Annotated in this window: 22 protein-coding genes; 14 read left to right on the top strand and 8 right to left on the bottom strand. The window is 37.4% G+C overall.

The features are described from left to right. Window positions 1–5 precede the first annotated feature (5 nt). Window positions 6–1,463, top strand: a complete 1,458-nt coding sequence (gene dnaA, locus IEX65_RS04835) for a chromosomal replication initiator protein DnaA (RefSeq protein ID WP_374757850.1) — start codon at window positions 6–8, stop codon at window positions 1,461–1,463. Window positions 1,464–1,624: 161 nt separating this feature from the next. On the opposite strand, the gene IEX65_RS04830 is transcribed toward dnaA, so the two are convergent. Next, the gene (locus IEX65_RS04830; RefSeq protein WP_188764901.1) at window positions 1,625–2,836 is read right to left on the bottom strand and encodes a class I SAM-dependent rRNA methyltransferase; all 1,212 of its coding nucleotides are present in this window, start codon (window positions 2,834–2,836) and stop codon (window positions 1,625–1,627) included. Between the two features lie 215 nt (window positions 2,837–3,051). Here IEX65_RS04830 and IEX65_RS04825 point away from each other — a divergent pair, with 215 nt between their 5' ends. The 4 genes from IEX65_RS04825 to IEX65_RS04810 all read left to right on the top strand — a co-directional run bounded on the left by IEX65_RS04825 (window position 3,052) and on the right by IEX65_RS04810 (window position 9,306). Continuing rightward, on the top strand, window positions 3,052–4,041 hold the full coding sequence (locus IEX65_RS04825) for a sugar phosphate isomerase/epimerase family protein (RefSeq protein WP_188764900.1): 990 nt from the start codon (window positions 3,052–3,054) through the stop codon (window positions 4,039–4,041). Window positions 4,042–4,104: 63 nt separating this feature from the next. Next, window positions 4,105–4,659: an RNA polymerase sigma factor gene (locus IEX65_RS04820; RefSeq protein ID WP_188764899.1), complete on the top strand. Its 555-nt coding sequence runs from the start codon at window positions 4,105–4,107 to the stop codon at window positions 4,657–4,659. Window positions 4,660–4,774: 115 nt separating this feature from the next. Next, the gene (locus IEX65_RS04815) at window positions 4,775–5,887 is read left to right on the top strand and encodes a FecR family protein (RefSeq protein ID WP_188764898.1); all 1,113 of its coding nucleotides are present in this window, start codon (window positions 4,775–4,777) and stop codon (window positions 5,885–5,887) included. Window positions 5,888–6,183: 296 nt separating this feature from the next. After that, window positions 6,184–9,306 carry a TonB-dependent receptor gene (locus tag IEX65_RS04810; protein ID WP_229250525.1) on the top strand — a complete coding sequence of 1,041 codons (3,123 nt, stop codon included), beginning with the start codon at window positions 6,184–6,186 and terminating at the stop codon, window positions 9,304–9,306. 173 nt (window positions 9,307–9,479) lie between these two features. Here the strand turns inward: IEX65_RS04810 and IEX65_RS04805 are convergent, their stop codons facing one another. The 3 genes from IEX65_RS04805 to IEX65_RS04795 form a co-directional block, all read right to left on the bottom strand. Beyond that, window positions 9,480–10,292, bottom strand: coding sequence for a purine-nucleoside phosphorylase (locus IEX65_RS04805; protein ID WP_188764896.1), 813 nt, complete (start codon window positions 10,290–10,292; stop codon window positions 9,480–9,482). 151 nt (window positions 10,293–10,443) lie between these two features. Beyond that, window positions 10,444–10,683, bottom strand: coding sequence for a 50S ribosomal protein L28 (rpmB, locus tag IEX65_RS04800; protein WP_188764895.1), 240 nt, complete (start codon window positions 10,681–10,683; stop codon window positions 10,444–10,446). 91 nt (window positions 10,684–10,774) lie between these two features. Further along, window positions 10,775–10,945 (bottom strand): C1orf53 family protein, encoded by a 171-nt coding sequence (locus IEX65_RS04795; RefSeq protein ID WP_229250523.1) that lies wholly within the window; start codon window positions 10,943–10,945, stop codon window positions 10,775–10,777. A 65-nt stretch (window positions 10,946–11,010) separates the two neighbouring features. On the opposite strand from IEX65_RS04795, the gene IEX65_RS04790 reads away from it, so the two are divergent. Beyond that, window positions 11,011–11,454 (top strand): GNAT family N-acetyltransferase, encoded by a 444-nt coding sequence (locus tag IEX65_RS04790; protein WP_188764894.1) that lies wholly within the window; start codon window positions 11,011–11,013, stop codon window positions 11,452–11,454. Here the strand turns inward: IEX65_RS04790 and IEX65_RS04785 are convergent. Further along, complete coding sequence (locus IEX65_RS04785) at window positions 11,446–11,943, bottom strand: hypothetical protein (RefSeq protein ID WP_188764893.1); 498 nt, start codon at window positions 11,941–11,943, stop codon at window positions 11,446–11,448. The genes IEX65_RS04790 and IEX65_RS04785 overlap by 9 nt on opposite strands. A gap of 40 nt (window positions 11,944–11,983) precedes the next feature. Continuing rightward, complete coding sequence (locus tag IEX65_RS04780; protein ID WP_188764892.1) at window positions 11,984–12,559, bottom strand: RNA polymerase sigma factor; 576 nt, start codon at window positions 12,557–12,559, stop codon at window positions 11,984–11,986. Between the two features lie 252 nt (window positions 12,560–12,811). On the opposite strand from IEX65_RS04780, the gene IEX65_RS04775 reads away from it, so the two are divergent. Beyond that, entirely contained in the window at window positions 12,812–13,162 is a 351-nt protein-coding gene (locus tag IEX65_RS04775; RefSeq protein WP_188764891.1) for a DUF6249 domain-containing protein, read from the top strand. An 88-nt stretch (window positions 13,163–13,250) separates the two neighbouring features. On the opposite strand, the gene IEX65_RS04770 is transcribed toward IEX65_RS04775, so the two are convergent. After that, window positions 13,251–14,285, bottom strand: a complete 1,035-nt coding sequence (locus tag IEX65_RS04770) for a WD40/YVTN/BNR-like repeat-containing protein (protein ID WP_188764890.1) — start codon at window positions 14,283–14,285, stop codon at window positions 13,251–13,253. Between the two features lie 97 nt (window positions 14,286–14,382). Between IEX65_RS04770 and IEX65_RS04765 the strand changes: the two genes are divergently transcribed. The 6 genes from IEX65_RS04765 (at window position 14,383) to IEX65_RS04740 (ending at window position 21,071) form a co-directional block, all read left to right on the top strand. Beyond that, window positions 14,383–15,690 (top strand): BatD family protein, encoded by a 1,308-nt coding sequence (locus tag IEX65_RS04765; protein WP_188764889.1) that lies wholly within the window; start codon window positions 14,383–14,385, stop codon window positions 15,688–15,690. A gap of 69 nt (window positions 15,691–15,759) precedes the next feature. After that, a complete protein-coding gene (aroC, locus tag IEX65_RS04760; protein ID WP_188764888.1) occupies window positions 15,760–16,839 on the top strand; it encodes a chorismate synthase in 1,080 nt (359 codons plus the stop codon). Between the two features lie 384 nt (window positions 16,840–17,223). Beyond that, a complete protein-coding gene (locus tag IEX65_RS04755) occupies window positions 17,224–17,862 on the top strand; it encodes an O-methyltransferase (protein ID WP_188764887.1) in 639 nt (212 codons plus the stop codon). 136 nt (window positions 17,863–17,998) lie between these two features. After that, the gene (locus IEX65_RS04750; RefSeq protein ID WP_188764886.1) at window positions 17,999–20,026 is read left to right on the top strand and encodes a LysM peptidoglycan-binding domain-containing protein; all 2,028 of its coding nucleotides are present in this window, start codon (window positions 17,999–18,001) and stop codon (window positions 20,024–20,026) included. A 53-nt stretch (window positions 20,027–20,079) separates the two neighbouring features. Next, window positions 20,080–20,652, top strand: coding sequence for a DUF3109 family protein (locus IEX65_RS04745; protein ID WP_188764885.1), 573 nt, complete (start codon window positions 20,080–20,082; stop codon window positions 20,650–20,652). 89 nt (window positions 20,653–20,741) lie between these two features. Beyond that, window positions 20,742–21,071 carry an MGMT family protein gene (locus tag IEX65_RS04740; RefSeq protein WP_188764884.1) on the top strand — a complete coding sequence of 110 codons (330 nt, stop codon included), beginning with the start codon at window positions 20,742–20,744 and terminating at the stop codon, window positions 21,069–21,071. Here IEX65_RS04740 and IEX65_RS04735 read toward each other — a convergent pair. Then, the gene (locus IEX65_RS04735) at window positions 21,063–21,212 is read right to left on the bottom strand and encodes a DUF2256 domain-containing protein (protein ID WP_188764883.1); all 150 of its coding nucleotides are present in this window, start codon (window positions 21,210–21,212) and stop codon (window positions 21,063–21,065) included. The two genes, IEX65_RS04740 and IEX65_RS04735, sit on opposite strands and share 9 nt — an antisense overlap. Window positions 21,213–21,315: 103 nt before the next feature. Between IEX65_RS04735 and IEX65_RS04730 the strand changes: the two genes are divergently transcribed. Continuing rightward, window positions 21,316–21,609, top strand: coding sequence for a TIGR03643 family protein (locus IEX65_RS04730; protein ID WP_188764882.1), 294 nt, complete (start codon window positions 21,316–21,318; stop codon window positions 21,607–21,609). Window positions 21,610–21,709 lie beyond the last annotated feature (100 nt).

Raw genomic sequence — 21,709 nt, 5'->3', positions numbered from 1 at the left:
AAAAAATGACCGTTTTAGAAACTCCCCAAAACTCCAATATAACATTGCAACGTGAGGTGGACATAGTGTGGCAGAATTGCCTTAAAATGATACGGGAAAGTATCTCCGAACAAAGTTATAAAACTTGGTTTGAGCCGATAGTACCCGCTAAATTAGAAGGGAAAAAACTGACTATCCAAGTGCCAAGCCAATTCTTCTACGAGTGGCTTGAGGAGAACTATGTACATTTACTACGAAAATCTTTAGATTATGCCATCGGTCGTGATGGAATGCTTGAATATTCGATTGTAGTGGATAGTGGAAATCGTCAGAAAAACGAGCCACAAATTGCCGTGAATATGCCACCAGTGCATAGTCCGCAATACGCCAAGCCTGATAATCATAATGCTGATGTAGTAAAAAATCCTTTTCAGATGAAGGATTTGGATTCGCTAAGCCTTGATTCTTACCTTAACCCAAATTATACTTTTGATAATTTTGTGGAAGGTGATTGTAATCGTTTGGCGAGAGCGGCGGGTTTTGCGGTTGCATCAAAACCAGGAGTTACGTCATTTAATCCATTAATGATTTATGGAGGAGTTGGTCTTGGAAAGACTCACTTAGTGCAGGCCATCGGAAATTTTATGAAAAATAAAGCGGGCGGAAAATTTGTGCTTTATGTTTCGTCCGAAAAATTTACGAGTCAATTTATCAATGCCATCAAGAATAATAGTCTGCAAGATTTCATGAATTTTTACATGCAAATTGATATTCTGATTATTGATGACGTACAGTTTTTATCAGGAAAAGAAAAAACCCAAGAAACTTTCTTTCATATATTCAATCACCTTCACCAATCAGGTCGCCAGATAGTAATGACATCGGACCGCCCACCAAGAGAATTGGAAGGTGTTGAAGACCGTCTTTTATCACGTTTTAAGTGGGGCTTAACTGCCGATTTACAAACACCTGATTTAGAGACACGTATTGCAATCATTCAGAAAAAAGTTCAAGCCGAAGGTATTCAGATTGCTTACGAAGTAATTGAATATTTGGCTCACAGTATCGACACAAACGTTCGTGAATTGGAGGGTGTAATGATTTCGTTATTGGCCCAAGCATCACTAACTCGACGTGAAATTGACTTAGAATTAGCAAAAACGACGCTTCGTCATTTAGTGAAAGATTCGGAAAGAGAAGTGACGGTCGATACAATTATTGAAGCAATTACCGAATATTATAAAGTACGTACGGCCGATTTGAAAGGGAAGAGCCGTTTACGTGAAATTGTGTTGCCTCGTCAAGTAGCTATGTACTTAGCTAAGGAATTAACTAATCTTTCGTTGAAATCAATTGGTTATCATTTCGGCGGTCGTGACCACAGTACGGTTATTCACGCAATTCAGACTGTCAATGACTTGATGGATACTGATAAAGAAATCAGCACGGCGGTTGCGAAATTATTGAAGATGTTCAGGAAGTAAATAGACCACGGTCGATGGTCAATAGTCCATAGAAATGAGCGAATTTGAATAAATTCGCTCATTTTTCATTTCATTGCCGTTGTGTTTTAACCAACGGTAAATAATAAAATTTTCCTGTTCTTTTGCGAAGAGAAACCTCCCGACGTTCGGTTCGCCCCACTTTATTCTACATAAAGCACCAAGCCTTTCAAATAACTACCTTCGGGATGGAATAAATTTACGGGGTGGTCGGCTCCTTGCGTGAGGTGATGCAAAACTCTTACTTGGCGACCAACTTCAAGAGCCGCCGACATAATTGTGTTATAGAATAACTCACGGTCAACTACTTGTGAGCATGAAAACGTAAATAAAATACCTCCTTTGGCCAATCTTTTTATGCCTTCTACATTCAATCGTTTGTATCCTTGTACGGCATTATGACGTTTAGCAATGTTTTTGGCATAAGCTGGCGGGTCGAGAATAATGACATCATAAAACTGGTCATTTCTCTTCAAATAGTTCATTACATCTTCGGCGTAGGCTTCGTGCTTATCGGTTTCTCCGAAATTCAGTGCCACATTCTGGTTCACCAAATCAACGGCTTTTTTCGATACATCAACCGAATGCACCAACTCCGCTCCTGCTTTCAAAGCATAAATCGAAAATCCGCCTGAATAACAGAAAGAATTTAATACCTTCTTACCTTTTGCATACTGAGCCAATAATGCTCGATTATCTCGCTGGTCAAGGAAAAAGCCCGTTTTTTGGCCAGTTAACCAATCAATCAGAAACTTATTATCGTTTTCTGCAACTTCGTGTGGAATTAACGAATGAGCGAATGATTGAGTAAGTGAATGAATGAATAAATAAGAATTTTCAACAGTTTTTGCAAAGACATCAGGTAAAGTTTCCTTACTTTTATCATAAACTGCTAAAAGACTTTCGCCATAAATTTGTTTTAATCCTGCCACAATCTTTTCTTTTTCTCGCCACATTCCAATCGTGTGTGCTTGAAAAACAACGACTCCTTTATAAAAATCAAGAATTAACCCCGGGAAGCCATCGCCTTCACCATGCACCAATCGGTAACAATTTACGACTCCACTCCCACCTTGAAATACGATTGTTTGACGTACCTGATAAGCTACCGAAAGTTTATTTAACCAAAATGCTTCATCGACATCAACAGCCTTATACGAAAAAATCTTAACCGCAATACTACCTTTGTAGTAATGTCCAGTGGCTAAATATGTATTCTTTTTATCAAAAACTTCAACCACATCCCCATCGGTAGGATTACCTTCTATTTTGGCAATTGCTCCCGAAAAAATCCAAGGGTGCAGACGTTTTACTGCTATTTCTTTCCCTGCTTGTAAAATTACTTTTGCGTACATAAATTGTTTTTTTGAGATTAAACAAACAAATCTATTCTCTAATAATTAGTGTATCAGAGATAAAAATCTTGTTAATCATGCTCCTCGTTTAAATCTTACTACAAAATAAGAAAAAAATGAGCCTTGATAAAATCATATCACTGATTAAATATTATATTTACCCTCGTGTTTTTAAAGTAGATACAAACTTATAACCCTTAACCTCTCAAAATACCATGAAAGTCAATCGTAGAAACTTCCTACGTCAGACAGGACTTATCGCCGCTACCCCTTTGATAGCCAGCGAATTATGGTCTTGCACTCCTTCTTCTAAAACCGAAGAAAAAAGTTCAGATTCGACCGCAACCTCATCTATAATATCAGAACCATCAGTAAAAGAATTTGGCTTACAGTTATGGACTGTAAAAGAAGATTTAGCAAAAGACCCAAAAGGTGTTTTGAAATCTCTGGCAAGCTATGGTTATAAGCAAATCGAGAGTTTTCAAGGAGATAAAGGCGTATTTTGGGGTATGACAGCCGAAGATTTCAAGTCTTATATGGACGAACTTGGCATGAACCTCATCAGTACGCATTGCAATCCTGATTACACCATGAAGAAAGAAACCGAAAAAGAATTCGGTAAATTGGTAGATGATGCAGCAAGCATTGGTATGAAGTATTTGATTAATCCGTTTTTGGGAAGTTTAAAAACTGCCGACGAATGGAAAAAAGCTGCCGAAGGCCTCAATCGTCAAGGAGAAATGGCAGCAAAAGCAGGTTTAAAAGTAGGCTATCATAATCACCACTTTGAATTTAAGAAATTTGCCGATGGCACTTGCCCTGAGCAAATCTTATTAGAAGGCACTGACCCTAAATTGGTTGATTTTGAATTAGATTTATATTGGGTTGTGAAAGCTGGCGAAGACCCAGAAGCTTGGTTTACGAAATACAAAGACCGTTTCCGACTCTGCCATGTGAAAGATTACTACAAAGAAGATAAAATGAAGGAAATTGAGGCAAAAGAAAAACAAACTGACCCATTCTGGCCAATTGGTGGCTCAACGATTGTGGGTACAGGCCGCATTGATTTCCCTAAAATATTAAGTGTAGCTAAAGCCAACGGTATGCAATATTATATTGTAGAGCAAGAACGCTTCGATAACACAACTCCGCTAAAAGCAGTAGAAACTGACGCTGAGTACATGAAGAAATTGGTATTTGCTTAAAATACATTCAATTAGTCCCCTTTTTGTAGTATTTTTCACAAAAAGGGGATTTTATTTTTTCCTATGAACACCAATGAACATTATCTTGATGGGTTACTTTTAGACGCACTTCGCAAAGACGATGAAAAAGCCCTTGGATATTTGTTCAATAGCTACTACAATAAGCTCTATCGTGCTGGCCTCAAATGGTGTTTGGATAGCGACCTCACCGAAGAGTCAATTCAGTTGATTTTCAGTGATTTATGGAAATATCGACACAATCTTTCAGAAATTCAATCTTTTGAAGCCTATCTCAAAGGCTCCTTAAAAAAGCGTATCTTCAAAGAACTACAAAAAGCCGACAGTATAGAAAAGGTAAATTGGGAAGATGCCGAAACATTTATACTTTCAACTCAATCTTACGAAGAAATTTTAATCAAACAAGAAGCTGACGAATCGCTTAAAGTTAAACTTCGTACTGCTCTCGATAAACTAAGCCCTCGCCAAAAAGAAATCATTATTCTGAAATATTTTGAAGAAATGAGTTTTAAAGAAATCTCTGAAAAAACTGGACTTCAAACCGACAGCATCTACAAAACATTGCACGAAGGCATCAAAAAGCTGAGAAATCTGCTTTAAGAAGGCCAAAAACCTCCAAAGAAAAAATTTTCAAAAATTTTCTTAAAAAATCAGGAAGATTTTCTTCTACTATTCCTCTGTATAGATAGAACAGAATATTACAAGAAAATACAGCATGAAAAAGAAGCTGACACGATTTGATGCAAACCCAACCCTTGATGAATTGTTGGTTGATGAATCTTTTTTGAATTTTTATTTCAGAAAAGATGAAGCCGATATTTTAGAATGGGAAGATTGGGCCGATGATAACGAAGCAAGATTAGCAATGATTAAAGAAGCTTTTAGCGAACTTGACCGCTTATCACTCAAATGGAAATCCGAACAAATAGAAAATAAATACGCAGCTCTTAGTGAAGAACTAAGCCATGTACCCAATGATAAACCAACGACATTACGAGTTTTTTACCGAAACTTATCTTTTATCAGATGGGCAGCCGCAGTTGTTATTTTGCTTGGGTTAAGCTGGTGGTATTATCAAAAAACTGATACAAAATCGGGTATTTATCAAGAATTAGTTGCCAATACCCCGGTTGAGTTGATTGAAAAAGAAAATAAATCAGATAAACCTTTATTGATTACTTTATCGGATGGTTCATCAATTTTGCTGCAAAAAGGTAGTCGATTGAGTTATCCAACAACATTTGATGGGGACCGCCGTGAAGTGTTTTTAGACGGAGAAGCGTTTTTTGAAGTAGCTAAAAACCCCGAAAAACCTTTTTTTGTGTATGCTAATGAAGTCATTACTAAGGTTTTAGGTACAAGTTTTACCATCAAATCATTTAAAGGGCAGAAAGACATTCAGGTGATTGTACGCACAGGAAAAGTATCAGTTTATAGATTAGATGAAATTAAAAATAACGAAAAACTACTTCAATCAAAAGTATTAGAGGGTGTTGTGGTTGTTCCGAATCAGCAGATAAGTTTTAATAAAGAAGAAAATAATTTCTCAAAAACATTGGTAGAGCAACCAGAAATGCTTTCTGAAATGCCCCAATTTAATTTTGAATTTAGAGATGAGTCGGCAGCAGTTATTTTTAATACGATTCAGAAAGCCTATGGAATTTCGATAGTTTTCGATGAAGAATTACTAAAAGAATGTCCAGTTACGGCCTCCTTATCCGACGAACCACTTTATGGAAAATTAGAACTCGTTTGCAATGCCATTGAAGCACAATACCAGCTAATTGATGGGCAAATAATTATCAATAGTAAAGGATGTAAAAACTAAATCGACATAACAAAAGTGACTATTTTCAATAAATGGTCACTAAAAACTTTAAAACTAATCAATTTTAAAACTAAAAACCCAATTTTTACACTTTACCTGATTTCATCTAAAAACCAAAAAATCGGTGATGCTACCAACATCACCGATTGAATTTTCCCGAATCGAAATTATTGTGCAAGCCCTTGCCCAACCTCGAAAAACTCGGGAGTGTTTTTGTTTCATTTATTCACAAATTGTCAAAAACGTTTAAAATTATGAGATTTTTTACAAACTCCAATTCATTAATCACTAAAATTATGAAATTGAGCCTCCTACAATTTTGTTTGGCTCTGCTTTTCACTGGACTCAGTTATGCACACACGAGTAATGCCCAAGAAGTACTCGACCGTGAGGTTTCGCTACAATTGAAAGAACAGAATCTTGAAAATGCTTTGAGTAAAATCGAAGAAACAGCCAATGTAAAATTTATTTTTAGTTCAAAACTCATCAAAAGTAGTCGTTTTGTATCTCTAAACGTAAAGCAACAAAAACTTTCGGCGGTTCTTGAAACCCTTTTAAAACCACTCAACATCAGTTTTAAAGTTAGTGGAAATAAAATTATCTTAAATCGATTGGCTGAGGCAAGCATTATCAGCCCAAACGTCATCGAAAGTCCCGTAACTGGAAAGGTAAGCGATTCGAAAGGTGAAGCCCTTCCAGGGGTTAGTGTGAGTATCAAAGGCACCAAAAAAGGTACAAGCACAGAAATGGATGGCACTTTTAAACTCAACGCTGATGCTGGTGATGTTTTAGTATTTAGTTTTATAGGCTTCGCCACAAAAGAAGTAAAAGTAGCTGATAATCAATCGACTATCAACATCACACTTGAAGAAGCTTTTTCAACATTAAGCGAAGTAGTAGTTACAGGTACTCGCAGCAGCGGCCGTACGAAAATTGACACTCCTGTGCCTGTTGATGTGATTCCGTTATCGCAAGTAACAAACAACGTCGGTCAAGTTGATATTAACCAAATTCTAACATTTGTTGCACCCTCATTTCAATCTTCTCGTCAAGCGATTTCTGATGGTACTGACCACGTTGACCCTGCTCAATTACGTGGTTTAGGCCCTGACCAAGTTTTGGTTTTAGTAAACGGAAAAAGAAGACACCAATCTGCTTTGGTAAACGTAAATGGTACGGTAAACCGTGGGACTGTCGGAACCGATATGAATGCCATTCCAGCGACTTCGGTTGAAAAAATTGAGATTTTGCGTGATGGTGCTGCGGCACAATATGGTTCGGATGCGATTGCTGGGGTGATAAATATCGTACTTAAAAAGCAAATAGGCTTGAGTGGAAATGTTTCGACTGGAGAAAACATCACATCTTATGATAAAAATTACGCTATCAATTTCTCAAACGGACAATCAAAAAGTGTAAATATTCAAGATGGACTCACTGCTCAAATTGGTTTAAATTACGGTATCAAATTAGGAAAAAATGGTTTTGTGAACATCACAGGTGAGTTTGTATCGCGTGGAGCAACCAACCGCACAGGTACATACACAGGACAAGTTTTCCCGACCGTAGCTGGACAAACTGATGACCAAATAATTGCATCGAAAGGCCTTACTCGTAATGATTTTGATATGAGAATTGGTAACTCTGAAGTAAAAGGTGGTGGAATTGTAGTTAACGCCGCATTGCCAATCAACGAAAACATTGAGGCTTATGCGTTTGGCGGTTGGAATAATAAAAAAGGAAATGCAGCGGGTTTTTACAGATACCCAAATTCGGTTCCACTCTTAAATGCAGCGGCAGTTAGTGCAACAGGCTTAGCCAATAGCATCGTTAGAACCAACGTTTTTAGTGTGTATCCAAATGGATTTTTACCTGAAATAAATTCTGATGTAACCGATATTTCATTTGCAGCGGGTATTCGTGGTAAAATCATAAAAAACTGGAACTTTGATTTGAGCAATGTTTATGGTAAGAATACCTTCGATTACGGTGTTGATAATTCAGTAAACTACACACAAGCAATCGGGACTACGAACTTCCAACGTACATTTGATGCTGGCGGAAATTCATTTTCACAAAACACTACGAATTTTGATTTAAGCCGCAAATATGAAACAGTTTTGAGTGGCCTTAACTTGGCATTTGGAGCAGAATTTAAGGTTGACCAATTCGGCACTCGTGCTGGCGAAGAGGCTTCTTGGAAAAACTACAACGAAAAAGCCGTTGGTGTAGCGTTAGGTTCGCAAGTTTTTGCTGGTTTCTTCCCGAAAGACGCTGGTACGTTCAGCCGAAATAGCTACGCATTCTATTCAGACGTGGAACTTGATGTTACAAAAGCATGGGTGGTTTCGGGTGCATTGAGATTAGAAAAATACTCAAACTTCACTCAAACGCCATTGAACTTTAAATTTGCTACACGCTATAAATTAACCGATAAAATTGCCATTCGTGGAGCTATTAGTACAGGTTTTAGAGCTCCTTCGTTACAGCAAAGCTATTATTCAAAAACAAATACTTTGTTTGTTACGATTAATGGCGTACAGACACCAGTTGAAAGTGCGACTCTACCAAATAATAGCAGAGCAGCTGCAATTTTGGGCATTCCTACGCTTAAACCAGAAACCTCTACCAATTATAGTTTGGGTGCTACGGCTCAATTAGGTAAATTAGAATTAACGGTTGATGCTTACCAAATTGCAATCAAAGACCGCATTATCTTAACTAATAACTTTACGGCCAATGGCGATGCAAATCTTGCAGCACAATTGACAGCTGTGGGTGCCAATACTGCTAACTTCTTTACTAACGCTATTGATACTCGTTCGAGAGGATTAGAGGCCGTAGCGGCATACAGTACTAAAATTGGTAAGCATGGTATTAAACTTACCTTAGCTGGAGCATTTATTGATAATGAGGTAATCAAAGGTAGCGATGGTAAGCCAGCAATTAAGGCTTCTGAAACCCTCATCAAAAGTGGTCAGTTAGCTAATTATTTTAACCGTGAAGACCAAAGCCGCATCGAGGTAGCCAGCCCTCGCAATAAAATTACGGGAACAATCAACTATAAATTAAGTAAATTTGGTGCAATGGTTCGTATGGTGCATTTTGGTGAAGTAGTTTATTTAGACCCAACAATCATTACAGAAGCTAATTTTGTGGCTAATGCTTTCAACAACAACACGCGTGAAACTTTAGACCAAACTTTTACACCAAAAACTACCACCGATTTAACGCTAAATTACCAAATTCATAAAGCAGCAAACATTGCGATTGGTGCAAATAATATTTTTGATGTTTATCAAGACGTACATAAACACTCAGGCAATATGTCTTTGGGGCGTTTTGTCTATTCACGTCGTGTGCAACAAATGGGCTTCAATGGTCGATTTGTGTTCGCTCGTGTCAATTTCAGTTTTTAAAAATGAGTAACTGAGTATAAGTAAAAAGCCCTTTGAGTGATAAACTTCAAAGGGCTTTTTTTATGAATTCATTGGGTTTTGTGATGTAAAAGAACATCGGCAGGGTTTTACGTTAATACTCTCAATAACTTCATTTAAAACCTTTTTTGTTTAATGAACTACCGACACTACCCTTACAAACTTCCAATCAACTTCTTGATAATCAGTGTCATGTTTGGTTCGGCTTTGAAAGCTGCCGCCAAAATATTTTCGATTTCGGCTTTTTTGAGTGTTTCTGGAATGCACATATCGGTAATGACCGAAATTCCGAAAACTGGTAAGCCCATCTGACGTGCCACTATTACCTCTGGCACTGTACTCATTCCTACGGCATCTGCTCCGAGATTTCTGAGTAATCTATACTCGGCTTTAGTTTCGAGCTGTGGGCCTGTTACGCTCACGTACGTACCGCTGTGTACACCCTCAATATCATTTTGAGTAGCAATGAGTTTTGCCTTTTCAATCATTTCCAAATCATACGGCTCGCTCATATCGGGAAATCTATCGCCCATGATATTAGCCCCAACTAACGGATTTTCAGGCAGAAACAAAGCAATGTGGTCTTCGATAATCATTAAATCACTTTCATGATACATCGGATTCATTCCACCCGAGGCGTTTGACACAAATAATCGTTCGATTCCGAGCATTTTCATCACTCTCACCGGAAACGTCACTTGTTTCATGGTATAACCTTCGTAATAATGAAAACGCCCCTGCATACAAACTACATTTTTACCTTCGAGTTTACCAAAAAGTAATTTTCCTGTATGAAATTCGACGGTTGCGATGGGAAAATGAGGAATATCTTCGTAATTGATTGTATGAACAACTTCGATTTCGGTAGTAAGTTTACCGAGTCCTGTACCGAGTATAATACCAAATTGTGGCTTAAAGTCGCCGATAATTGATTGAATATAAGCAGTTGCTTCGTTGATATGAACCATATTTTTTATTTAGGAATGACGATTGAAGATTTGTCTTTGTGATTTACTCTTAAATATACGAAACTTTTCAGAAAAGAGCTGAAACCAACACAAAAAAGCATGACCTTAAGAGTCATGCTTTTTGTTAAACCTTTCAGTAAATTTCAGCGAATTATAACGCTAAAGTACCTTTGCGAGCTGCATCAACTAAAGTAGCTTCTAAGCCTTTTTTGTTGATAGTGCGAAGTGCTGAAGTCGAAACTTTCAATGAAACCCAGATACCTTCTGATTCTAAAAAGAATCTTTTAGTTTTTAAATTTGGGAAAAACTTACGCTTAGTTTTATTGTTAGCGTGCGATACGTTATTACCGACTTGCGTTTTCTTACCAGTGATTTGACAAACTTTTGCCATTGCCTTATTGAATATTTTCTATGAAAAAATGAATACTTTCCTAAAACGGAGTGCAAAATTACATATTTTTTTGGAAAGGAAAAAGTATAGTTTATATTTTTTTATATCCATACGGACAATGACGACATCCGTTTTTACAGCAATAACCACGCTTTAGGTGATATGCACTCGTAAAAATCAAGAATCCGTTCTCATAATAATAGTCTTCGGTGGCATACTTTTGATTGAGTATAGCCCCATTTTCACTTTTTCTTTTACTCACAACTTTATTTTTTTAACTGAGAATGTATAACTTAGTGTTTGGTTAAAAAGTTTGAAAATATTCTGATGGAAGTAATAATTCGCCAAGCAACGCTCAATGACGTGAAAGATATTCTGCACATTTATGCCGAATCGCTCGACAATGGAAAAGTTTTATCGGTTGAAAAAGCCCAAAGAATATTCTTAAAACAGCAGCAATATCCTGATTATAAAGTATTTGTAGCAGAATATGAGCAGCAACTTATTGGAACGTTTGCCATACTTATCATGGAAAATATGGCTCATCAGGGTACGCCATCGGCGGTGGTTGAGGATGTTGGGGTTTTGCCTGCTGTGCAAGGAAAAGGCATCGGAAAATTAATGATGGAATATGCTCTGAATTATGCCAAAGAAAAAGGCTGCTATAAAATGAGTCTTTCGAGCAACCTAAAACGTGAAAAAGCCCACCAATTCTACGAATCGCTGGGCTTTCAGAAACATGGCTTTAGCTTTTTGATGAATTTAGCTTAGACGCACCTTTCTATTCATAAAGTATGGTTTAAGTACTTTCTTATCAAAAATGGCCAGTATGACTATCAAATTGATTAAAAGAATCACTTTTACCAATAAATCTGTCGAAAAATCATTGATAACTTCTAAGTTATTTACTCTCGGAATCGCAATCGCTGAAGTTGAGTTTGAGAAATAAAATACGGCCAGCCCTATAGTTACTACAAAAAATACCGACATCAATGCCAAAAATATCCAAGTAAGTTGGCTGCTCCACGATTTCTTTTTGACTGGAGCGTAAGCAATATTTGCCAAAAGATTTTCGGTAAATTCAGCCGATGGTTTTTCAATGTTCAAATCGGCTAAATCGAAATGCACTGCTTCTAACTCGTCAAAGTATGCCTTATACTCCGCCGATTCAGTCAATAAGTTTTGGTGTTGTGACAAAATCTCTTTTGAAGCACAACCATCCAAAATATCAAATATTTGTTCGTCAGTTAGCATTTTCATAATCATTTTCGTGCATAACAAATTTCGTAATTACTTTCGTTCATAACAAACTCTTCACTTCGTCTTTCAAGAGTTTTTTCATCTCTTCGGCTAAACGTTTTCTGGCTCGGTGGATTTTTACTTTGGCTGTTTCGGCACTTACATGCGTTACTTCGGCAATTTCTTCGAGCGATAATTCTTTCAAATAAAATAAAGTTATCATGGTAGTATCATCGGCCGAAAGGTTCTGCAAGGCTTTCTGTATAGCTATTTTTCTTTCATTTTTTCTTAAATCTTCGGCCGAATCGCTCGAATGACTTACCATAAATGCCTCTGATGAACTTTCAATATCAACCGCCTCTACTTTATTCTTGCGTTTTTGCATCAAAGCCGCATTGAAAACGATTCGATAAAACCAAGTAGTGAATTTTGATTCAGAATTAAAAGAAGACAAAGCCCCAAAAACCTGCATAAAAGCATCTTGAGCTACTTCTTCGGCATCTTCTCTATTATTCAGAATTCGGTACGCAACCGTAAAGGCATAGTCTTTATGCCGATTAATCAACTCCTTGTAAGCCGATTTATCGCCAGTCCGAATACGATTGAGTAGGTTTATATCTTTCTGATTATCATTCACAACCGATTTGATGCAGATTGTTTTGAAAAGGTTACACTTAAAAGATTAAATAATTAGTTTTATGACTTTCACAAAAATATCTCAAGAAATTTGGGGTAAATATTTTAACACTAATTTACTTATAATCAACACTTTAAACAATTCTTAACTCTCAATTCTTAATTCTTAATTATTATAGGCTGTAACCTGCAATAAGAAACCTGCATCCTATTAGCAAAATAAAATTTCAATACATAAAACATATACAAGATTATGGACCCAAGAGCAGCTATTGTAGCAATGTCGATTCCTATTACAGCCATTTTAGGCTTTGTCGGATTAATGATTATTTTAAGAAAATTCGATAACGACGAAAGAATGGCAATGATTGAAAAAGGTATTGCTTTACCTCAGAAACAAAGTGCAAAAGTAAATCCAGCATCAGCACTCCGCTGGGGATGTCTTTTTGTTGGCGTTGGACTGGGTATTTTTGTAGCAAATATGATTGCCAGCGTAAAAGAAGATAACGAAGCCCTCTACCCTGCTTTGATTATGTTCTTTGGTGGAGCAGGTTTATTAGTTTCGTACTATATCCAACTCAAAATCGACGAAAGAAGCAAGTAGAGTTCTGTGTTTAGGGTGTTGAGTTCTGAGTTACCATTAGGTATTTAAAAAATTATACGCTTCTGCACTCAGAACTCTCAACTCAGAACTATTTCCATTTTGCTAAATTTCCTTTGCCGCCAATTGCCCAACAGGCGTCTTTGAAGCACGAAATTGCATGAAAAGATTCTGTATCAATGGCTTTCCATTCGGGTTCGGGTGGCGTCCCACCGTCTTCACCGAGTAGGCTCGTACCCGAAGTTCCGACCAATAACAAACTTTTGTTGGGCAACCTCCAACCCGACTCTTTCAAGCCATCGGGTTTTGCAGTTGGCAAAAACTCCCAAGTTTTTCCAGCATCGTGCGTGATGGCTACATTATCAATCTTTTCTTTATCATTTTTATAATCGCCACCTACGGCAATTCCTTGATTTTCATTCCAAAAATGCAAACCAAAAATCCCGGCGGTTTGTCCTTTTTTGAATGGAGTCTGATAAACCTGCCAAGTTTCGCCTTTATCAGATGTGAAGAAAATTCTACTTTGAGTATTGAGCCATGCCCTGCCGTTGGGTTGAATCGCTACGCAAGTTCCGCTTGATGCAAAAGATGCTTCGCCTTCGAGTACGGGAGGCAATTTTTCTTTATTAATACGCAGCCAAGTATTTCCAGCATCGAGTGTACGTAAAATAAAAGGTTTATCATCAATTGGGTCGCCAATCAAAATCCCTTCTTTTTCATTCCAAAAATCCATCGAATCAAAAAACACACCTTTATCTTTATATTCCAAAACAACTTTCCAAGTATTGCCCCCATCGCTTGTTTTGAAAACCTTCGCTGCTCCTTCTTCGGCCAAACCCGCACTCATGATATAAGCCACTTTTTCGTTTACGCCATAAATATCCCTAAAGTCCAATTTCTCTGCACCACTAACCTTTATTACCTGCCACGTAGCCCCCGCATTGGTTGTTCGCAAAACAGTGCCTTTGCTCCCTCCTGCCCACACGACTTTTTTGCTGATGGCATGAATCGAGCGAAATGAGGCATCTGTTCCTGACTCTTGCTTTATCCATTGGGCATTTATGGTATTGGCAGATAGCAAAATGAACAGTAAATGAGCTTTTTTCTTAAAAAACTGGCGAATCATAGCAAACAAAGAGAATAGTGGTTATTTTTGTAAAATGAATGGCCGTAAGTTACATATTTTCTATATTTTTTTACTCTTTTTAGTATCCAATTTTGCTTTGGCTCAAGAAGACGTTAGAATCGAATTGGGTAAAAAGAATATTTTACTGGAAGAAAACTTCACGATTAAAGTTATCATTCGAAACACAGATAAATCGGCCATGAGTGCCTTTCCTGAGCTTCCGAGCTTTACAAAAGGAGCAAGACAAAAAGTATTCTCAAAGAATCCGCTTGGCTATACCATCACTCAAACCTACACGCCAACCAAAGAAGGAAATTTCAAGATTCCGAGTTTTACGTTGACGGTTAACAATAAAGACTACACAAACGAGGCATTTAATATCATAGTCAATTCGCCAGTCGATAATGCTGAGGAAGAAAACGAGACGATTTCACCAGAAAAAGCTAAGAACAATGCTTTTTTAGCCATGAATGTCAGTAAAAACAAAGTTTATGTGGGTGAAGGTTTCAGAGTTTCTCTTGCCTTCTATGTGGCCGAAAGCAATACTATTAAAATGGATTTTGCCGATGATTTGAATGCTCAGGTCGATGCTATTGCCAAGAAAATAAAATCTCCTGATTGCTTAGAACAACGAATCCTGATTTCAGATTTGAAGGGCGTTCCGACAAGCATTAACGGCAAAAAATATCTTTCTTACCAGTTTTTTGAAGCAAACTACTTTCCGCTCAACAGTAAACCCATTAATATTCCTGTGGTTGAGTTAAGGATGGTTCAGACCATTAAAAACACTAAAGAAAGTATTGTTTTCAAAGATACTCCTCAGACTATTTCGGTCTTGGATTTACCCGAGCATCCGCTCAAAGATAAAGTTTCGGCTGGAAATTTTAGTTTGGTCGAGCAAATCGAAACTCGAAAAATCAATACAGGCAAGAGTTTTAGCTATTTGTTCAAAATTGTGGGCGATGGCAACTTTTCTACGGTTAATGTCACCTCGCCAACTAATGATAGTTTTTTTGATTTCTACCCACCCGAAATCAAAGAAAATCGACCAAATGGACAACCAAGCAGAGAGAAACTATTCCGATACCGAATTTTACCCAAAGATTCGGGCCAATATCAATTCGATAAATATTTCTTTTGGGTGTTTTTCAATACAAAAAAAGGGCAGTATGATACACTTAAATCGGCTCTAAAAATCAAGGTTTTAGGTAAAACCATTGCCGATAAAGATACCGATACCTCGAATGATATTTTTGCAGGAATAGATAAACTCGATACTTCTCGAACCGAAACCAATTATCAAGAGGTTTTGAAAAACATATCTAACTTACTGATAATCTGCATGTTAGTAGGTAGTTTATATCTGTTTAATTGGAGAAGAAAGAAAAAAGCTAATAATGAATAAAGTGGAGTGAACCGAACGTAGGGCGGTTTCACTTCGCTGTTTAAATAACTGAAAATATATATTTAATAAATGAGTAGCACATACGGAAAAATCTTTAAAATATCGACTTTCGGAGAATCTCACGGAAAGGCAATCGGAGTAATTGTTGATGGATGCCCAGCGGGAGTTGAATTCGATGAAAATTTCATTCAAAACGAGTTAGATAGACGCAAGCCTGGTCAGTCAAGAATCACTACTCAACGCAAAGAATCTGATGAATTTCAAGTTCTTTCGGGGGTTTTTGAAGGAAAAACTACTGGAACGCCCATTGCAATGGTAATTCCGAACGAAGACCAACGCTCTAAAGATTATAGTCATATTGCTACTCAATTTCGTCCTTCGCACGCTGACTATACCTACACAGCCAAATACGGCAACCGTGATTATCGTGGTGGCGGACGCAGTTCGGCTCGTGAAACGGCTGCTCGTGTAGCTGCGGGTGCATTGGCAAAAACGCTTCTTTCTACCAATAATATTACGATTCAAGCCTACGTTTCGCAGGTGGGCAAATTAAAGCTCGACAAGCAATATTGGGAACTCGACCTTTCAAAAACAGATGATAATGCGGTGCGTTGTCCTGACGAAGAAATGGCTCAAAAAATGTTTGATTACATTGATGAAACTCGCAAAAAAGGCGATTCGATTGGTGGAATCATTACATGTGTTATCAAAGGTGTGCCTGTGGGTTGGGGAGAACCTGTTTTTGATAAACTTCATGCCGAACTCGGTAAAGCAATGCTCGGAATAAATGCCGTAAAAGGTTTTGAATACGGCAGCGGATTCGAAGGCATTGAGTTATACGGTTCGGAACATAACGACGAATTTTATATCGGAGAAGATGGCAAGGTTCACACCAAAACCAATCTTTCGGGCGGTATTCAAGGTGGAATTTCTAATGGCGAAGATATTTATTTTAAAGTCGCTTTCAAGCCAGTAGCTACCATTATGCAAGACCAAGAAAGTGTGAATGCTGAAGGCGAAAAAGTAATTGTCTCGGGAAAAGGTCGCCACGACCCTTGTGTATTACCTCGTGCCGTGCCAATCGTCGAAGCGATGGCGGCATTGGTTTTAGCAGACTTTAGTTTAAGAGCAAAATCAAATAAAGTATAAAATATTTATACGAATTTTCAGGGAAGTCTTCGCTTAAAGCGAAGGCTTCCTTTTTATTTTATTCCAAAAAAATAATTTTCATTTTTTATTGAAAATATAATTTTTATTATAAATTTGATTATTTCAAAAAAAATAACCTAATTTGTTAGGATTTCTAAAAAATGTTCTAATTTTGTAATTAATAGGCATTTAGCTTACTTAAGTACAAAGAACTATTTAATTGATAGTATTTTACCACAGAGGTACACAAAGTACAACACGGAGTTACAAAAAGAATAAATTGAAAAACTCTGTGATTTTTATACTCTGGGCAACTCCGTGGTTAAAAAAATGTTATCAATTCAATTTTCACCAACACTTAAAAACCAATCAGTGTAGTATAAAATGGAGTTTATTAGTGACGAACTTGATGAATATTGTGTGGCTCATACCTCGACCGAAAACGAGATTCTCAGTAAATTAAACCGAGAAACCCACGCCAAGGTCTTACAACCACGCATGTTATCAGGTCATTTTCAAGGACGTTTTCTTTCGATGCTTTCGCACATGATTCGTCCGATGAATATTCTTGAAATTGGTACTTACACTGGATATTCGGCTTTGTGCTTGGCCGAAGGGCTACAAGAAAATGGCAAATTACTGACCATTGATGTAAACGAAGAGCTGGAAGATTTCGTGAGAAGTTTTTTCAATCAATCGCCACTAAAAGACAAAATTGAGTTCAGAATTGGCAATGCTCTTGAAATCATTCCAACACTCACACAGACATTCGACTTGGTTTTTATTGATGCCGACAAGCTCAATTACGATAAATACTATGATTTAGTATTCGATAAAGTCCGGCAGGGAGGTTATATCATTTCGGATAATGTACTGTGGAGTGGAAAAGTAGCCGACCCAAGTAAAAAAGATAAAGACACGGTTTCGATTAGGGCATTCAACCAAAAATTACACGATGACCCACGCACCGAAAACATATTATTACCCATACGAGACGGACTTATTGTTGTAAGGAAGTTGTGATTGGGTATTTGTTACTCGTTAGTGGTTATTGGTTAGTAGTTCTTCAATACTCAATTCACCAACAACCAGTTCACCAATAACAAGTAACCAAATAAAGATTAACCATTACAATAGAACCCATATTTTTCCTAATAAAATGAAAAAAAACGTTGCTTTACTACTTTTGCTTATAAGCATTCAAGGAGTATTTGCCCAGCAGGCTATACTTCCTGAAGTCCCTAAAAAATTAGAGTTTGCGGGTGTAACCGTGAAACTCGACGCAGACGCCCAAAAACTTGTTCAAAAAGAGGTCAATTCTTTACTTACTCCCGAAAACAAATACTTACTCGATAAACTTGAGCGAATTCAATGGTATTTTCCAATCATTGAAAATATTCTCGAAGAAGAAGAAGTACCCGAAGATTTTAAATACGTGGCCGTGGCCGAAAGTTCGCTCCTACCTGATGCAATTTCTACATCAAATGCCGTTGGTTTTTGGCAAATGAAGCCTACAACTGCTCAAGAAGTTGGCCTACGAGTTGATAAAGAAATAGACGAACGTAAAAATATTTATGCTTCTACAAGAGCTGCTGCTTTATATATCAAACGTAATAATCTGATTTATAAAAACTGGATTTCTTCACTTTTTTCTTATTCGCTTGGTGCAACTGGCATTAGCAAAATTGTTCCATCACAATGGTCTTATGCCAATGAAGTTGACTTCGACGCTCAAACTGACCGTTATTTGATTAAAGCAATTGCACACCGTATTGCTTTTGAATACCGAATCAATCGTTTGAAAGAATCTCGTTTTTCGTTTGTTGAATACAAAAAAACAAAAGGTAAAACCCTCAATGATATTGCATCAATGGCCAATATTGATGTAAACGAATTGAAAAAATACAATTCGTGGTTGCTCACAAGTACGATTCCGACCGATAAAGATTATTCGGTGGCAATCTTAGTTCCTGCCGAAAACTTAGAAGACGTACAGTCGAAACTTAATCGTCAAAATGAATTGGCAACCAGTGATGCCGCATTCCCGATTTTGAAAAGAGTAACGGTAGTGACCGCTTCGGAAGAAGAACCAATTTTCTACGAAATCAATGGTAAAAAAGGTATTTTGGCAAAACCAGGCGATGATGTGGCTTCATTGGCAAGAAGTGGCAAAATGAAAATTGTGGATTTTCTTCGCTATAATGATATGACCGACAAAGACTTAGTTGAAGAAGGTAAAATTTATTATTTGAAGAAAAAAGACCGCAAAGGCCCAGTGCCTCATCATGTTGTTTTGACAGGACAAACCATGTGGCAGATTTCGCAAATGTACGGTATTCGTATGAAGAATTTACTTCGCCTCAACCGCATGAATACTGTGCAAAGAATCCAGAAAGGTAGAGTGGTTTATTTGCAGAAAAAACGTCCGAAAGACCAACCAATTGAGTATTTAAACGGTAAAGACAGCGAAGAATTGGAAAAAGTGCCAATGAAAGAGCAATATGATGGAACGGAAGAAAAGGTTTTGGTAAAAGATGCTCGTCAGCCTGAAACTACCGAAAAACCAACAAAACCAACGTCTAAACCTATAATTCCTGAAAGTGTGATTGTAGAGGAAAGTGGCAAGAAAAATAATCGTCCTTCAAGAGAAGAAGATGATATAATTGTGATTTCGGACAGAGACGATGTAACTCCAGCCGAACCCAAGAAAGCACCTGTGAATCCAACACCTCCAGCTGCGGTAAAGAATACACCAGTGAATCCGACACCAACTACTGTAAAATCGGCACCAGTAAAAACAACTACTACGCCAGCCCCAACAACTACTTCATCGAGTTCGGGCGTACACACAGTTGATGTTGGCCAGACACTTTACAGCGTTGCTCGTCAGTATAATATTTCGGTAAAAGACTTAGCCGAATGGAATAACATCACCACCAGCGAACGTGTAAAAGTAGGTCAAACCTTGATTGTTAAACAACCGAAAGGAAATACTCCTGCTGCCGTTGTAGAGCCAAAAACAACGAAACCAGCTGCTACGTCAAGCACCTCGCACGTTGTACAAAAAGGAGAAACACTTTATAGTATTTCGAAGCGATATGGCGTAACAACTAAGCAAGTACAAGAGTGGAACGACATGAACGACCAAAATGTAAAACTTGGACAGAAATTGATAATTAAGAAATAGTCAATGGTTGATAGATAAGCTTTTTAATTTTTGTAAGTATAAGAGAAAATATAATGATTTTAATAGATAATACTTGTATTAGTGATGATGTCGCCGACAAAATGTTTGTCTGTGATTTAGAAAAGTGTAAAGGAGCATGTTGTGTTGAAGGAGATTTAGGAGCTCCACTCGAAGAAACAGAATTATCTATTTTAGAAGAAGTATATGAGCAAGTAAAACCTTATCTCTCGGCAGAAGGCATCAAGGCAATAGAAGAACAAGGAAAATATATCAAAGATTGGGAAGGAGATTATTCCACAACAACAATCGGTGATAGAGAATGTGCCTATGCCATTTATGACGAAAATAAGATTTTGAAATGTGGTATCGAACAGGCTTATCTTGACGGCAAGATTTCTTGGAAAAAGCCGATTTCTTGTCACCTCTACCCTATTCGTATCACCAAATATGAAAGTTATCACGCTCTCAACTATGACCGTTGGTCGATTTGTAGTGATGCGTGTTCGTTGGGTGAAAAACTGGGTGTACCTGTTTATAAATTCTTGAGAGAGCCTCTCATCAGAGCCTATGGCGAAGCATGGTATGCTGAGTTAGAAAAAGAAATTAGCAAAACCCCTAAGCCCTAAAGGGGAATTTTTGAATTTTATAACGTCGGCAAAATTTGGCGTCCGTAATGGAACTATTTGCCGACGTTTTATTACTCATATCAATTCTAATGTCTAAAGCAAAAGAAAATAGATTTGATGATATTTTTGATGTTGTTCGGCTTATCCCACACGGTCGAGTGACAAGCTATGGTGCTATTGCCAAATATCTTGGAGGCGGTGGTGCCAGAATGGTTGGCTGGGCAATGAATGCTTCGCATGGTGAACTTGATGTTCCTGCTCATCGGGTTGTTAACCGAAACGGATTACTAACAGGAAAGCATCATTTTGGCGGTAATAAAATGCAAGAACTACTTGAAAGTGAAGGAGTTAAGATTGAAAAAGACCAAGTTGTCGATTTCAAAAAACTTTTCTGGAATCCATCAGACGAATTACTTTGAGCTAATTTTATTTCTACGGCAGGCATCGCTGCAATACTTTACTTCATCCCATACTTTTTCCCACTTTTTTCGCCATGTAAATGGTCGCCCGCAGGTAATACACATTTTTGATGGCAGATTTTCTTTTTTTACCCCTTTCATTGATTTATTCTATTTTTAGACATTTTATCTGACAAAACGCTGTATTCATTAAACAATCTGATTTTGGAATTGTTGTTTAAAATGAGAATTAAGATTGTTTTTTATGAATTCAAAAGAAAAATACAAAGCACTACCCGACGAAGATAAAGATAGAATTGTAGAAATGGCTTGGGAAGACCGAACCCCATTCGATGCAATCGAAATACAGTTTGGTTTGAAAGAACAAGAAGTAATAGAATTGATGCGTAGAGAAATGAAACCATCATCGTGGCGTATGTGGCGTGAACGTGTGCAAGGACGAAGCACGAAGCATTTGGCCAAATCTTCAATTGACGATTTTAGACATAAATGCAGTCGTCAACGGAGTATCTCGCACAATAAAGTTTCTAAAAGATAAAATACCCAATTTCTGTTTTCGGTGATTTTCCCAAAATAAGTTTTCTTTTTTGTTAATTTTTCAGAATTTATAATTGTTTTATTCAAAAAAGCAGTAACTT

Source organism: Emticicia aquatilis, from assembly GCF_014644295.1.
GTDB lineage: Bacteria > Bacteroidota > Bacteroidia > Cytophagales > Spirosomataceae > Emticicia > Emticicia aquatilis.
Note: the sequence above shows the minus strand (reverse complement) of the source record. Positions and strands in the feature narration are given on the sequence as shown.